This is a genomic window from Mycoavidus sp. B2-EB (genome assembly GCF_014218255.1).
Classification (GTDB): domain Bacteria; phylum Pseudomonadota; class Gammaproteobacteria; order Burkholderiales; family Burkholderiaceae; genus Mycoavidus.
Map to the genome: position 1 here is coordinate 779,294 of NZ_AP021872.1, position 14,646 is coordinate 793,939.

Here is a 14,646-nt window from a genome sequence, read left to right on the forward strand (position 1 = left end):
TCTTGCGTGTGCAACAGCGCCGTGAGTCCTGCCACATCCGTGGGCAATACCTCCGGCAGCTTGATCTCCGGTAGATCAAACTCTAGGGATACATTCGATTCTTTGGCAGGGCTTTCAAGCATGCCGTATTTTAACAATTTCCCCTATGCAATCGTATTAAAATAAAGCGTTTTATGCGGTTTATTTCGCCACAGATCAAAACCCTCCAGCAACCACTCAAACTCCTGTACGCTTATTGTTTGTGTCGCCCCTTGTGCATCTCGTGGCCAAGCAAATCTCTCCGATTCAAGCCGTTTGAGCCATAGGCAAAATCCATTCCGATGCCAGTACAATACTTTCAGCTTCGTGCGCTGCCGATTCACAAATACATACAGGGCTTCTCCAAACGGGTTAAGACCCAACTCTTGTTCCACCAGCGCACTCAATCCGTTGATCGCTTTCCTGAAATCAACCGGCTCCTGGCACAGATAGACCTGCTCAATCTCACAGCCTGGATGCATTAGCGCACTCCTTGCGCTGCACGACCCAGCGCTATCAGCCATTCCGGGGACGGCACCCCTGATAACTCTAGCCTCACCCCTGAGGCCAGAATTAGGCTGCTGCACAGGCGCGGCTCACTTGTCTTCTCCGACACCCGCAGCGACACAAATTTGCTTTCTTGCTTTGGCTCTACTCTTTCTCCAACTACACTCAACTTTTTTTTCCAGTAATACAGCGCTTTTCTGGATAACCCTTCTCGCTTGGCATAATCACTCAAGGACAGGCCTTCTTTTCTCGCTGATAACAAATGCTCTGACCAAATCTTGGCGCTTAATGTCTTCTTGGCCATATCGCTCATTCTTAAGTTCGAAAGCGAAAGTATCGCTGTGGATCATTTCGGCGAATAGCCTGGGGGTCGTGGCGTTCTTACGGTTGGCTAGCGGTTGCTAGCAGTCTACCATCAGCTACAGAAGAACTGCCCGCCTTTGCCAAAGGCTCAAATTTCGATAGCCTGGAAGCCGTAGTGATTACTTGGCTTGGGATCGGAGCACGTGCAGTTGTTTGTTCAGCTACCAACAAACTAGTGCCCAATAGCGGCTTGCCATTGGGTCCTAAGGTTCTTCCCGCTTTCGCTAAGTCAACATGCAAAAACTCTTTTGCCGTTTCTTTGCCTAAACGGATCCCAATTTTACCAAGCGATGCAGTGAGCTTAGCTGCACCTGTTGCTACCAATACGATTGAGCCTATCTGCCAGAATAAATTGCCTAACTCACGGCCAAGCTGTAATGCATTCTGGTCGCCGCCTTCTCTTGCTGCGGCTTGTATCCGGTTGATTTTGGCATTTAATGCAGCAACTATCTCTTCTCCTAATTGATCGCGTACTTCCTCGTTAATTAGGGAGGCCAATCCTTTTAAGTTATTGCGGAAATCTGTAATAAATTCAACCACCCCTTCCGCATCGTGCCAACCCGCCTCAGACAAACCACTGATTAGACCCGACATTGTCAATGCATCTTGCTTCGCCGAAACGCCAGTCCATTTAATCATTGTCCCTGCATTGCAGACGATATCGTCTTCACAGGCATCTAATTCTTTTTGGGCCAGTACTTTTTGCTCTGTAGCCAGCCAGTTATTATCGATAGCCGCTGCTGCACTATGCGTAGCCACGGTCGCATCTACTCCAGTCAGTGCTGCTACACCTGCAACCAGTGTTGTCGCAATATTGTGTTTGGCTTCTTGCTCAGTACGCGTTTCATCTGGATGGGTTGGACTAAAGGCGTGCGTTAAAATGCTCGATACAGCGCCGCCTAATGCACCCGCGTCAAGGCTTTGATTCGATGCAGCTGCGGCCACCTAGCCCAACCAGTGCGTGCAACGCTGCATGCGCTGGACTGCCTTCATTTATTGCCCCGGATTTCACCAACTCGCCAACGTAGCCTGCACCGTGCTGTTGGAGCAAATTCACGACACCGCTTTGTACAAACTGTTCGGTCACACATCTGTTACATTGCCAGAAGCTGCTTTGCTCATTCAAAGTGAAGCTCACCTTGCTTTATGGCCTAGTTCATTCTTCATAGTTATAGTGCGCTGGCACTTTATAATCTTCCGGGAAAGAGGGCCATTTGAAGTATTCATCTGACCATGCATTCTCTAAAGCGGTTCCAATTGCATTAGAAAAATTATATAACTGAAAATTAATTAGCCTAATTCTCTGAAGGATGGCTCGAACTGCACGCCAATCTTTTTGTACCGATGCTTCTTCATATCCGTCAAAAGCAATCTGCAAAGCTAGCAGCTTCTCATTGAATGATTTATTGAAGTCATCTTTTAAATTAATTCCCCATATCAAACGCCCCGTTCTTTTATCTACACGCTCTAATTCCTCATCTGTTACACCATAAGACTTAACGAAATCCATCAAAATTATTTGAATTTTATTCAAATCTACCAATTCTTTTTGGTCGGTTTCACTTATTTTATTATGGAAGTATTTGTTCGGAGTGGTATAATTTTTTCCAAAGGAAGGCCAATTATAATTTTTATTATTAAGTACCTTTGTTAAATCAGTTGAAATTGCGTGAAATGGACTGCTTGCCGCTAATTTAATACTTATAGAGGCATATATAAGACCTGCCTGAGCTGCTAGCTCATCTTTTTTGGATAATGCATTACTATATAGCTCGATCGAATTTTCCAGTCGCTCCATATCCATTTTAAATGATTTATTATAATCAGCCTTCCAGTCAATATACCATGCCACGTCCCCTGTTCTTTTGTAGAAAGCATTCAGATTCTCATATGTCAAACCGTGAAATTGAAGAAATTCCATTAAACGGTATTTAAATTTATTAAAATCCAACATTGCTTTTTCCTATTTATTTAATTTTCTGCCTTCGGCTTTTCTTGTTTTTGTTGCATTAATTTTTCCATCAAGGTTTAAAACATGCCTAAAAACTCTTTTTTCGGTAAGAACTTCTAAATGATTCATGTGGCTGCCATCTAAGTAGAAAAGATCTCCTTTTCTTATTTCACGCCCAATTTCTTCTGTCGCTTTATATATACTTTGCCCATCATACAATTCATTTGTTTTTCTGGCTACACGTTCTACTTTCGCCCCAAACTCTGTTTCATTAAAAAACTGCTTCATATTATCCACAGAGCCTGCATTCGGCACGTAATCCTTGTCTCTATTGGCCTTCGTCCTCTGACTAAAAATGACTGTGTCAAATATATCCAACGCATCGCTAATCGGATTCACCATCACATTACCTGTTGATTGAACCTCTCTTGGATTCACCAAAGGCTGAACGATATGCTCACCCGATTGATCCGGCCTGCCTTCAAGCCACGGCCCTTCATCCTGATGCCACGCCCTGCCCGGAATTTGGTGTGGCTGCGGTGGCTCCATCGGCGTGAATATCATCGGCGGGACCAGTTGTATTAATTGATCCTCCTCCTCTCTAACTCGTTCTGCATGATTGGCTCGATATTTTTGATACGCTTCATAAGCATTCCATGCCACTAAGCCCGCAGCTGCCACGCTTAATACAACAACCCCAGGTGGGGTGAATGCTAACGGTGCGGCCAGCACCACAGCAGCATTATTTTCTGTTTCAATCTGCGCCGCATGCTGCGCAGAGGTCGCATCAGCTCCTCCTACACTAGCTACCCCCGCTACTAGGCTGGTGACGATATTCTTGCGCGCTTCTTTCTCCTCTTCAGAAGAACCTTCTACAGGGCCTAACAGATGATTTACCCATACACTGGCACTGGCTCCTAAAGCCGCTGAGCCACCCGATTGCCCCCGTGCGACTGCACCGCCATAAGCCAATACCCCATGCAACGCAGCACGCATCGTTTCATCATTCAGGCCATCTGCAATATGCTTGACTCTTTCTGCTCCCAAGCTTTGCAAATAATTGAGCGCTGCGGCCTGGGTAAATTGCGCCGTCGTCCCCGTCACATTGCTTGATGCCGCTGCCGTCAACGCAGTGACGATACGACGGTAGGCGCCTCCTGGCCCCCATTGCTTATTCACGGTCTGTGCTTGCGTACGCAACTCAGCCGCGGTTTCCAGCAATTCCTGCCGCTGTCCTACAGGCATCAACTCATCACCCGCCAGCAGCTCCATACTCTTGGCTCGCTCGAGCTTTTGATCCGCGTCTCGGGCCCGATTGACGATAAAAGTATTGGTTTCCCGACCTAATGCATGGACAATATCAAAGCCGGCTTCAATCTCCGCTCGATTAAAAATCGGCGCTAACGCTTGATGACTCGGTGCCGGATGACGGTTTAGGTCTGCAATCGTCTCGGCCGCGCTATGTCCCGTCAGCTCGATTTGCCGCGCCTCATCCGTAATCACCATCTCCGCACCGCTGATCGCACTGCGGGTAGTGGATCTTGCCTGACCGGAAGCACTCATCACAATCGGTAGCGCAGCACTCATCCCTCCACGGCTTGCCAGTTGATTGCCGCTATGCGCCGGCGTTATGGCTTTTCCTGATGGGTCTGAGCCCACTCCTTTGCCACTTTGACTGTACCCACCGCCTAAGCTGATACTGCTTGCAGAATAGCTCGCCTGATTCGTCAGATCCGTGTTGTGCAGGGTCGCTGTTATCAGTGTGTTCTTTCCTTTCTGCACCGCCTGCTCAGAACCTGCAATCACGCCACCGACCAGCTTCGTATCCCCTTGAACGCTGATCTGAAAACCGTCCTCTCCGGCCTGAATCCCCGCTTGTTCTGCCACACTCAAATAATCACTGTCCATCCTGCGTTGTGAGACGTTCAGACTCGCTGCTGAGACAGAGCCGGCGGTCGCACTGCCACAGATACTTTGAGCGTGGCTCTGGTACCTCGCCGTGTTTTGCACACTGTCTATGTCAAGGCCGCCCTCAATCTGGGCTTTAACCTGCTTGCCCACCATCTGAGCGCCTTTGAGGCGCACATCGCTTTTTGCTTTGAGCTCTAGCGTGCCACCCGCCTGGATCAAAGTTGGCGTATAGTTAAGTTGCGCTCCTTTTGTACGGCCATGCCCTACACTGAGTGCAACCGATGCGCCCACTGAGCTCTGGCTGCCCAGCGTTGCCACGGCCCCCACTGCAGAACTCTGGCTGTGCTGCTGACTTTGCTCAATCAGGCTATTCGGCGCCGCTTCCACCTTCAGACGGCCTTCTACGTTAAGCGCTATATTCTGTTTGGCTTCGATGCGAGCGCCCATCAGATCCAACGTGGACTCTTCTCCTAAGCCACCGATCTGGATCGAGATATTCCCTCCGGCTGCCAGGGTGCTGTTGAGCGCCGTCCGGCTGAGCTGTATCTGCTCGCTTTCAGAATGCTCTTCGCCCAGCATTACGCTCACGGTGGCGCCACCGGCTGCTTTCGGATCTGCTTTGATCGCATCGTAGGCGTTTTTCGCCGCCAGTGCGCCTGCACCGGCCGCTAACGCGTGCATCCGCGCATCGCTGACCTGGGTACTGGCTTGCAGCATCTGACGATTCGTTTGCGCCGCGGCAATCACCGGCGCACTGACCGATACCGTTAGACCCGATTGATGCCATTCACTGCGCTGCCAGACTCGGCTTTGCTCATAGGCCGCTTCAATCTTGCCTTGACCGGCTCGAATCTCTATATCGCCGGTGGGCGCCACCCATTGACTGCCGCTTTGCTCGTAGTCTCGGCCGGCAATCGCTCTGACAGGACCCGATACGCTGCCTATGACTGAGCCAATTTGGGGCGTGTGCTCCTTTTCTTGAGCGTCTTTTTGGGTTCGCGTGCCGATCGTCACGCCGAATTTCCCGCTCTCTAATAAGCCGGAGCGTTCTTGTGTCACCAGCACAATTAAACTGACCCACCTGAGCAATTAGCAATTGACCCACCTCCCGTAAATTTCGTCCCTTTGTCGGGATATGTTAAGCGTAGAGGAACAAGTGGAAATTAAAGTATTAGCCCGTCAAGGCATCAGTATTCGAGAGATATCTCGACAGTTACAGGTATCGCGTAACACGGTGCGCCGCTACCTGCGAGAAGTGGATGCAGCGCAACGCAAACCTTGTCAAGCCCGTGTACATAAGCTTGATCCGTATAAACGCTATCTCGAAGAGCGCTTGCGTGCGGCGCATCCCTGCCGATTGCCTGCAACCGTGTTGTGCCAAGAGGTCAAGCTATTGGGCTACGCAGGCGGACTCTCACGCGTATGCCAGTTTGTCCGTAGTTTGCAGGTGGTACGGCCTGAAGAGCGATTAGTACGGTTTGAGACGTTAGCTGGTGAGCAGATGCAGTGTGATTGGATCGTATTTCGCCGCGGCAAATATCCGCTGTCTGCTTTTGTGATGACACTAGGTTGGTCACGGGCTAGCTTCGTCGAATTTGTTAACAACGAGAAATTAGACACGCTGTTGGCTTGCCATGAGCACGCTTTTGAATACTTTGGCGGTGTGACGCGAGAAGTGCTCTATGACAATATGAAGACGGTTGTACTAGCACGGGATGCGTATGGCCCAGGTGCTCACCGTTTTCAGCCTACCTTCCTCGATTTTGCCAAACACTATGGTTTTGTCCCCAAACTATGTCGACCTTACCGAGCTAAAACCAAAGGTAAAGTCGAACGTTTCAATGGTTATTTGAGGCGCAGCTTTTATAACCCGTTAGCTTCCAGGTTGGTGCAGAATCAGCTTCATCTAGATGTCGACACGGCGAATGCAGCAGTACGCACGTGGCTGAGTGAAGTGGCCAATGTCCGCGTGCACGGCACTACGCAAGAGGGGGTGCAAACGCGCTTGAGTCAGGAGAAAGCCGCCTTACAATCCTTGCCACCTCCTTATCTAGGACACACCAAGAGCGCTCCGCCTGTGGTATTGCCGCCTAATTGGATGCAGTTTAGCCAACAGCCGATGCAGCATAAGCTGGCTATCTATGAACAACTGTTCACAGGAGCCTATTAATGGCGTTACAACATCAACGGATTGAGCAATGGTGTGAGCAACTTAAGCTCGACACCATGGCTCAGGCGTACCCACAACTGGCCGCTCAAGCCGTTTCCAATCAATTGAGCTTTGCCGATTTCTTCGAAGCATTATTGAAATCCGAAGCCGCCACGCGCCAAACTCGTTCACGGCAAATCCTGTCTCAGATGGCTGGATTCCCAGCCATTAAAACACTGGAGCAGTTTGACTTTACGGCGGTGCATGGCGTGCATAAAAAAGCCCTACAAGAACTCGCTGCGCTCACTTGGATTGAGCGCGCTGAGAACTTGGTGTTGCTTGGCCCCTCAGGGGTCGGTAAAACACATTTGGCTATTAGCTTGGGCTACTTGGCTACTCAAGCTGGGATAAAAACACGTTTCATCTGCGCGGCAGATTTGATCCTCGCCATGGCTGCTGCACAGCGGCAGGATCGGTTAACGCAGTTCATCCAGCGCAATGTCAACGCCCCTCGACTGCTTATCATTGATGAAATTGGTTATCTCCCCATGGAGCGGGATCAGGCTAATCTCTTCTTCCAGGTCATCGCCAAGCGTTATGAAAAATCAGCCTTGCTCATGACCAGCAACTTGCCATTTGGCCAATGGGATCAGGCCTTTGCAAACGATACTACCTTGACTGCTGCCATGTTGGATCGTTTACTTCACCATGCCCATGTCGTTCAACTTAAAGGAGAAAGCTTCAGACTTAAAGATAAACGCAAAGCTGGAATTATTCAGCCTCGTCAGACCCTAGAAGAAAATCGGGTGGGTCAATTTTAAGTTGCTGGCCAGTAGCTTAAGTGGGTCAGTTTCAGGTTGCTGTTGACACTTGAACGGAATAGCGCTGAGTGCGCTCAGCCTGTTCGACCGCCTTTTGCTGGAGGGCATTTCCCGCATAGAGATCCACATCATGCATCCCCGCCACGTTTGAGCCGAGGATATTCAGGTCATGTCCGGCTTCTATCTGTACTGTGCCTCCAGATAAGGTGCTGCTTAATGCTTGTTTTCTGTACAGCGCGGTGCGCGTTAATTCGCTTGAGGAACCGAAGAAGTGACTCGATTCATGATAATGAGACTCCTTAAAATCCGTCTCTTCATACGCGGCTTCCAAATGAATATCTCGGCGGGCTTTTACCGCGAGTTTCTCTGCCGCTTTGACATACGCGCCGGTTGCGGTTACATCGCGCCCAGCCTTCAGCTCAAGCGCGCCGGCCTGAATCTGGGTGCCAACTTCAGTGTGCTGGCTTAGGCTGAGGGCATTCCGTTCATCCCAGACGATCTTCTGTTGCAAGCCGGTGGTGGCGGTTCCTAAGATCAGATCTTGCTGAGCGTCTAACCTTGCCGTGTGTTCCACTTCAATTTGGGTGGCGGCTAGGTGGAGATCGGATCCCACCGTCGCTTCCAGCTCTCCGGCCTGGATCTGGGTGAGGCCCGCTAAGTTTGTTCGGCTGCCGCTGGCGGCATGAGTGGTCTGCGTCTGGCTTTGCAACTGTAGATTTTGGCCGGCCTGTACGGTGAGTTTTTTAACGGCAATCAGCTTACCAGCACGGCTATCGATGTCGTCGCGGGTTTGGATAGAGAGCGTGCCCCGGCTGGCCAGCGTGCCGCGCGCGTTATCGATCTGGCTTGCGCGAATACGTGTTGTGCTGCGACTGAGCACGGTTCCGGTGTTTTTAAAGGGGCGGTCGCTCTCTAACTCGATCGTATCGGCTGAAATCAGTGCATTGCTTCGTGGGATGGCCGGTGCATCGCTTGGGGCCAGATACACTTTAGGCACGAGGACCGTCTGTTCTGAGCCATCGGGTAATTGAATACGTTGATTCACTAGCCAGACGGGGCTGGTGGTTAACGCATTGATTTGCTCAGGTGTCGGTTCAATGCCGAGCATCAAATTGAAACGTTTGGCCCAGTCTGCCCCGGCGTGCATCAAGTCCCGAATCTCAGCGATGGGATTGTGATAGCTGGATAAATAATAATGGCCCGTTAGACCAATAATTTGGTCTCGAATCAGTTGCTGCTCATAGAATCCATCGCCCAGGCGCTTAGGAATGTGCTGAGGATTCAGATTCAGTAAGCGCAGCAATACATCGCTCGAAACGCTGTCGCTGTTGCGGGTAAAACGGGGGTCGATCTGGATCAGATAGCGTTGATTGGGATCGGTGTTCAGGCGCAATAAACCGCTATTTAATAAAGTATTACGGCTTAAAGCAGAAGAACTCGGCACTAAGGCGGTAGAGGGCGCAGAATGCTCTACTGCCGTATGCTCTTGAGAGACGGCGACCGTCAGCGTGTGATACTCGACCATTGGGGCAGGATGGTAGGGGGCTTGCCCACTCCACTTACGCTCCCAGTACCGACCGCCGCTGCCGAAGAAACTAATTCCACCATGCCAGTCTCTGTCTGAGTATTGCGAGGTTCCCTGATCAGTCGTGACGCGTTGACCGATGGCATCCCGGTTTTCAATCTGGGCAGGCCTGCCTTCGAGGTCGCTGAGCGCCCCTCCTGCAATGATCCGACTTTTATCGTTCATCACCTGGTCTGACAGAGAGATCGCGCCACCTGCCTGAATCTTGCCAGGTTCGCTGTGCGTCACCCTGGTTGTGGTCACTCGGCGCGTAAAGACATAGTTGATAAAACGAAATATTTCATGACCGGAGCTGTGCACACGGTAGAGGCCCCCTACGTCGCCGTGCCAGGCGATTTGGGAGCCATCAAAGCGTTGGTTTGTCTGGTCATCGTGGCATTCGTGTATGCCCCGCTCCTCAATCAGCCTTTCTTCGATTTCGAATCTTGCATTTTGATTGACTAGCGCTTTTGCATGAATCGTTAGATCCCCCACCGCATCCATCGTGGAGCCATGATTGAGAATGCGTTCACTGCGACCCTGCGCGATAGACTCCGCATTCAGCTTACTGCCAATGGCTAAATCACCGCCACTATAAAGCGTACCACCGGCACGATTTTGAATCTCATGAACCCCGATTTGAAGGCTGTTTTGCGCGAAAATCATGCTCTCCGTATTTCTCAACAGAGAGTCAGGCCCACGCGCACTGATTAAAATCGTATCGCCCGTAATCAGGCCCGGGTGAATCGCCAAACGCAATAAGTGCTGGGTCAATGTGCCACTTTCTCGACGGTTACGCATCTTATTAGAAAGGATCCGGATCTCCCCTTGGCTGTGTATCGTGCCTTCGTTACAAAAAGCCATCGCTAAAATGAAGATGCGCCCCTCACTTTGCAAAACCCCTTGTTGCATATTATCGAGCGCTAAGGCTTTTAAGGACAATCTATCGCGGGCAAATAACGTTGCATTGGCTTGGTTAAGAATTCTTTCTCCGATGACCAGATTGAGGTCTTTTCCCGTCATCTGGCTCTTATTCGTATGGACAATATTCGGCGCTTCTATCGTGATGCGACCCCAGGCATTCATTAAGCCCCCTTGTGCTATGTAGCCACCGCCGCTCGCATCTAAAAAAAGCTGGATCTGACCCTGTCCACTTTGAACGATTTGCCCCCCCTCCGTGTTAATGACTGTATGCGCACGAATTTCAAGGACACTGCCTGGATACGTCGGCTGTGTGGAACGGTCTGGATCACTTGAAATCTCCAGCTCAGAAGCTTCATCTTTCCCTACGGCAATCAGACCTTTGCTGTTATCTAGTTGATATGTATCAATCTCAATTTTTTGGTGCGCCGATAGTGTGCCGGCTAGATTGGATAAACAGCATGTCAGAGAATCTGTATAAAAAGTTTTTATTTTGAGTGTGTGGTGGGAAAGAATGGTCGCCCCGTCATCGTTCAATATTTGAGGGGCCGTGAGCGTCACCAGACCTTTACCGATGATAAAGCCCGCTCCTTTTACGCCTTCTTCCTTACGGTTCATGATCGAAGCGTGAGCGAAAATCTGCATTGGCCCTGTGCCAGTATGGAGTATCCGGCCTGAGGTATTATCAATCACGTCTGCTTGCACATCCAATGCGCTTTGAGCACCGTGGGTTTCTATATGGCCCTGCATATTGTTGAGCAATTGACTCTTCAGAATAAGATCGGAACCCGTCGTGATTTGCCCGTTTTGATTGTCTAAAATATGGGCTTGAATTAAGAGTGGTTTTCTTGACTCAATGGTAGAGGACGCCATATTGGTTAGACTGTATGCTGGACCTTCTGCTTTGTGCTGAGCATTGAAGGAGCCCCCTATCGTCAATTCACCATCACTGTGCAGCAACCCATGCTCCTGGTTATGCAGGGTCTGAGCTCCAATGGTAAGCTGGTGCCGCGCGATAATTGCCCCCGCTTGATGTTTCTCGGTGTCTTCTACACCATCATTGATCAAGTTCTGCGCGCCGATGACTACAGTGCTGCCTTGGATGATTCCACTGTTTTTGAGTTGATTCTGTAGGGTTAGCGTCAAGAACCTGCCATCAATCAAAGCACGTGCTTGATTTTCAAGCTCTTTCACCTTAAACAGAATGTCTCCCTTGCTTTGTAAATTCCCTCCCTCAGAATTTATGAAATGCTCAGCCACGAGCGTGAATGCATCACTGGCAGAAATCGTACTATCTGAATTGGAGAAAAGCTTTTCTGTGTTTAGGTTGATGTGCTGCCCTAAAATCTGGGTTTTATGCGTGTTGTAGATAGCCTGTGCTTGTATTGTGATCTTGCCTTGTACACGGATCAGGGTATTTTGTGCTTTTTTATTTTCATCCGAAGAGTTGACTACTTCCTTAGCCCGCACTTCCAGTATGCCTACGTAGGGTGCATTGCGGGACAGACTTTCTATGGGGTGTGAAGTTTCTTTCTTGAATTTCTCGTCTTCAGCAACCGTTATTAATCCTCCAACATTGCATAACACGTCCGCGTCTATCTCAATCTTCCGGCTGGCCGATAAAGTGCTCAATTTATTGTCTAAGCGGAGCGTCTTTATTTTTAGGATCTGATCAGAAATAATGGCTCCACCTACATTATTAACCAGCTTAGGGGACTGAATAGTCACTGGGCCTTTACCAAAAATTATCCCCGCTCCTTCGAGTGCCGCAAGATTAAAATTGCCTAGCGCTTGCTGAGCAATAATCCGGGTCTTTCCTGTCCCCGTATTAAGCAACCAGCCAGAAATATTATTAATCGCATCGGCTTGAATATCCAATACGCTTTGATCGCTCTTCGCTTCTATGCGTCCCTGTCGATTGTTAACGACCTGACTTCTCAGAATCAGTTCTGAGCCAGCCTTAATGTGCCCATCTTTATTCTCCAACTGACTTGCCTGAATCGATAGTTTTTCTTTTGACTCTATCGTAGAGGAACTCGAATTCACAAGCCGCTGCATTGAGCTCTTTACTTGGTGTTGTGCATCAAGCGTATCTCCTATACTCAGGTCACCATCGCTGCGCAGTAACCCATGCTCTTGGTTGTGTAATGCCTGCGCTCCGATCGTAAGATGGTGCCGCGCGATGATCGCTCCAGCTGGCTGTCGATCTGTCCTGTTTTCGCCATCATTCATCAGGTTTTGTGCATCGATAATGATTGTGCCACCTTGAATAACTCCGCTGTTTTTGAGCTGATTCTGTAAGAGTAGCGTCAAGAATCTGCCATCAATCAAAGCACGCGTTCGATTTTCTAGCTCTTTCACCTCAAGCAGAATACCTCCCTTGCTGTGTAAACTTCCTCCATGAGTATTGATAAAATGCTCAGCCGTGAGCGTGAATGCATCACGTGCAGAAATCGCACTATTTGAGTTGGAGAAAAGTTTGACTGCACTTAGGTTAACGTGTTGCCCTAGAATCTGGGTTTGATACGTGTTGTAGATAGTCTGTGCTTTTATGCTGACTTTGCCTTGTACGCAGATCAGGGTGTGGTGTACTTTCTCCCCTCTATGCCAAGTGTTGATCATTTTCTTGGTACGCACTTTAAGCACGCCTACTTGACCAATATAAGGGGATAGGGCAGGGATCTCCGGCTTAAATTTCTCGTCTTCACCCACGACTATCCATCCTCCGGCACTGGTGAATTGATCCGCGTTAATCTCCATTCTCTGGCATGCTGATAAGATGCTTCGCCTATGCGCCAAGAGAGACGCTTTTATTTTAATGATATGACCTGAAACAATGGTTCCACCGGCGTCATTGATCAGTTCAGGGGACTGAATAATCACCGGGCCTTTACCCAAGATGGCCCCAGCTCCTTCGATGGCCTCAGGATTAGAATTGCTTAGCGCTTGCTGAGCAATAATCTGGGTCTTGCCTGTTCCCGCATTCAGCAACCCGCCAGAAATATTATCAATCGTCTTGGCTCGAACATCCAATACGCTTTGATCTCCCTCCGCTTCTATGCGTCCCCGCCGATTGATCAAGGCTTGACTTCTCAGAATAAGTTCTGAGCCGGCTCTAATTTGCCCCTCTTCATTATCCAAATAACCCGCTTGAATCGATAGCTTCTTGCTTGACGCTATTGTAGAAGAATTCGAATTAACGAGCGCTTGCATTGCTCCATCCACTTTGTACGGAGTATCTGGAATGTCTCCTATCGTTAACTCGCCATCGCTATACACTAACCCCTGTTCTTGGTTGTGCAACGTCTGCGCTTGAATGGTAAGTTGACGCTTTGCGATGATTTTTCCAGCGTGATGTTCTTCTGCATCTTCTGTGCCATCATTGATCAAGTTCTGCGTACTGATGGCTACAGTGCTACCTTGGATCACACCTTGATTTTTGAGTTGTTCTTGGGCGTTTAGTATCAGAATTTGCCCGTCAATCAAGGCATTTGCTTGGTTCTCCAGGGTTTTCGCTTTCAGCGAAATGCCGCGCTGAGCACGCAGTGCGCCGGCATTGTCTAAGCGATCTACTTCAATTGTTAAATCACGGTTTGATTGAATTTGACGACTTGAATTATCTAAGATGGCTGTTTTAATTCTTAGGTGTTCATGAGCATGTATCTGGGCTTTCTTAGCGAATTCCAGACGACCGGCATCTGCCTGATCATTGTGCTCAACCTCGATACTCGTCTCTGGTTGCCTTTGTTGAGAGGCAATCATTGGCACGCCTAAATTCGTGTAATTGACTTGATGCTTGCCAGTGCTAATATTGATGTTATTGGCCTGCAATTCGCCATTTATTTTGATGGAATAGGCGATGAGGTCAATTTGATTAAACTGCTTAAGCTTGGTGGCATTTTTGATCTTAATATGACCTTTGCTCACGTGAAAGGCTTCGAGATTGCCGTCGCTCCCTATAATCGGCTCACCTGTCGTAAATATAATACGGCTGATATTGAGGAAATTGCATCCCCATAAATGAATGCCATAGGCATTAGAAAATACGAGTTGAGCGAGTTGTCCCGCGACTTTTACGATGCCCTCGAACTTGGATGGCTGATAGCCTATGACTTTATTTAAGACCATCCGCACCGCAGGGCCATTTTCTAGGACTACGCCTGAGGAAGGTACATCGAACTCTTGATAAGAATTACACGAAATGCCTGCCGAATTGGGTGGGGTAAGATCAACAGTAGAGGAGTGCGTCGCCGTGTTAGCATCATCTGCGGTTTGTCTCGCCTCACTAGATGAAGTGTAAGCTTTGGGAATCTGTTGAGCCGATATTACATTCACCACTTTGACCATTATTAATATCCTGCTTAAAACTAAAAAATCTACTTCAATGCTGCTCTACGTCAGTCATTTAACCGAATACGAACAATGCTTGCAGCGGAACAAA

9 protein-coding genes are annotated in these 14,646 nt (G+C 49.0%); 2 read left to right on the forward strand and 7 right to left on the reverse strand.

Annotated features, from left to right (window positions below; translation table 11 throughout):
* Positions 1-143: 143 nt before the first annotated feature.
* The 6 genes from tnpB to MPB2EB_RS03590 all read right to left on the reverse strand — a co-directional run bounded on the left by tnpB (position 144) and on the right by MPB2EB_RS03590 (position 5,815).
* Positions 144-500, reverse strand: coding sequence for an IS66 family insertion sequence element accessory protein TnpB (tnpB, locus tag MPB2EB_RS03565; protein ID WP_198422345.1), 357 nt, complete (start codon positions 498-500; stop codon positions 144-146).
* Positions 500-829 (reverse strand): hypothetical protein, encoded by a 330-nt coding sequence (locus tag MPB2EB_RS03570; protein ID WP_185182481.1) that lies wholly within the window; start codon positions 827-829, stop codon positions 500-502. Before MPB2EB_RS03570 ends, tnpB begins: the two co-directional genes overlap by 1 nt.
* Before the next feature lie 77 nt (positions 830-906).
* A complete protein-coding gene (locus tag MPB2EB_RS03575) occupies positions 907-1,833 on the reverse strand; it encodes a hypothetical protein (protein ID WP_185182482.1) in 927 nt (308 codons plus the stop codon).
* Positions 1,802-1,975, reverse strand: coding sequence for a hypothetical protein (locus tag MPB2EB_RS03580; RefSeq protein WP_185182483.1), 174 nt, complete (start codon positions 1,973-1,975; stop codon positions 1,802-1,804). Before MPB2EB_RS03580 ends, MPB2EB_RS03575 begins: the two co-directional genes overlap by 32 nt.
* A gap of 69 nt (positions 1,976-2,044) precedes the next feature.
* On the reverse strand, positions 2,045-2,842 hold the full coding sequence (locus tag MPB2EB_RS03585) for a hypothetical protein (RefSeq protein WP_185182484.1): 798 nt from the start codon (positions 2,840-2,842) through the stop codon (positions 2,045-2,047).
* Positions 2,843-2,851: 9 nt separating this feature from the next.
* Complete coding sequence (locus MPB2EB_RS03590; protein ID WP_185182485.1) at positions 2,852-5,815, reverse strand: hemagglutinin repeat-containing protein; 2,964 nt, start codon at positions 5,813-5,815, stop codon at positions 2,852-2,854.
* Positions 5,816-5,885: 70 nt separating this feature from the next.
* On the opposite strand from MPB2EB_RS03590, the gene istA reads away from it, so the two are divergent.
* Positions 5,886-6,920, forward strand: coding sequence for an IS21 family transposase (istA, locus tag MPB2EB_RS03595; protein ID WP_185181249.1), 1,035 nt, complete (start codon positions 5,886-5,888; stop codon positions 6,918-6,920).
* Positions 6,920-7,720 carry an IS21-like element helper ATPase IstB gene (istB, locus tag MPB2EB_RS03600; protein WP_185181250.1) on the forward strand — a complete coding sequence of 267 codons (801 nt, stop codon included), beginning with the start codon at positions 6,920-6,922 and terminating at the stop codon, positions 7,718-7,720. Before istA ends, istB begins: the two co-directional genes overlap by 1 nt.
* A gap of 31 nt (positions 7,721-7,751) precedes the next feature.
* On the opposite strand, the gene MPB2EB_RS03605 is transcribed toward istB, so the two are convergent.
* Entirely contained in the window at positions 7,752-14,552 is a 6,801-nt protein-coding gene (locus tag MPB2EB_RS03605) for a filamentous hemagglutinin N-terminal domain-containing protein (protein WP_185182486.1), read from the reverse strand.
* Positions 14,553-14,646: the final 94 nt, after the last annotated feature.

Bases quoted from the DNA above. Each gene is read 5' to 3' on its own strand.
- MPB2EB_RS03570 (WP_185182481.1), bottom strand. From the start codon at position 829: ATGGCCAAGAAGACATTAAGCGCCAAGATTTGGTCAGAGCATTTGTTA.
- MPB2EB_RS03605 (WP_185182486.1), bottom strand. From the start codon at position 14,552: ATGGTCAAAGTGGTGAATGTAATATCGGCTCAACAGATTCCCAAAGCT.
- istB (WP_185181250.1), top strand. From the start codon at position 6,920: ATGGCGTTACAACATCAACGGATTGAGCAATGGTGTGAGCAACTTAAG.
- MPB2EB_RS03585 (WP_185182484.1), bottom strand. From the start codon at position 2,842: ATGTTGGATTTTAATAAATTTAAATACCGTTTAATGGAATTTCTTCAA.
- tnpB (WP_198422345.1), bottom strand. From the start codon at position 500: ATGCATCCAGGCTGTGAGATTGAGCAGGTCTATCTGTGCCAGGAGCCG.
- istA (WP_185181249.1), top strand. From the start codon at position 5,886: ATGTTAAGCGTAGAGGAACAAGTGGAAATTAAAGTATTAGCCCGTCAA.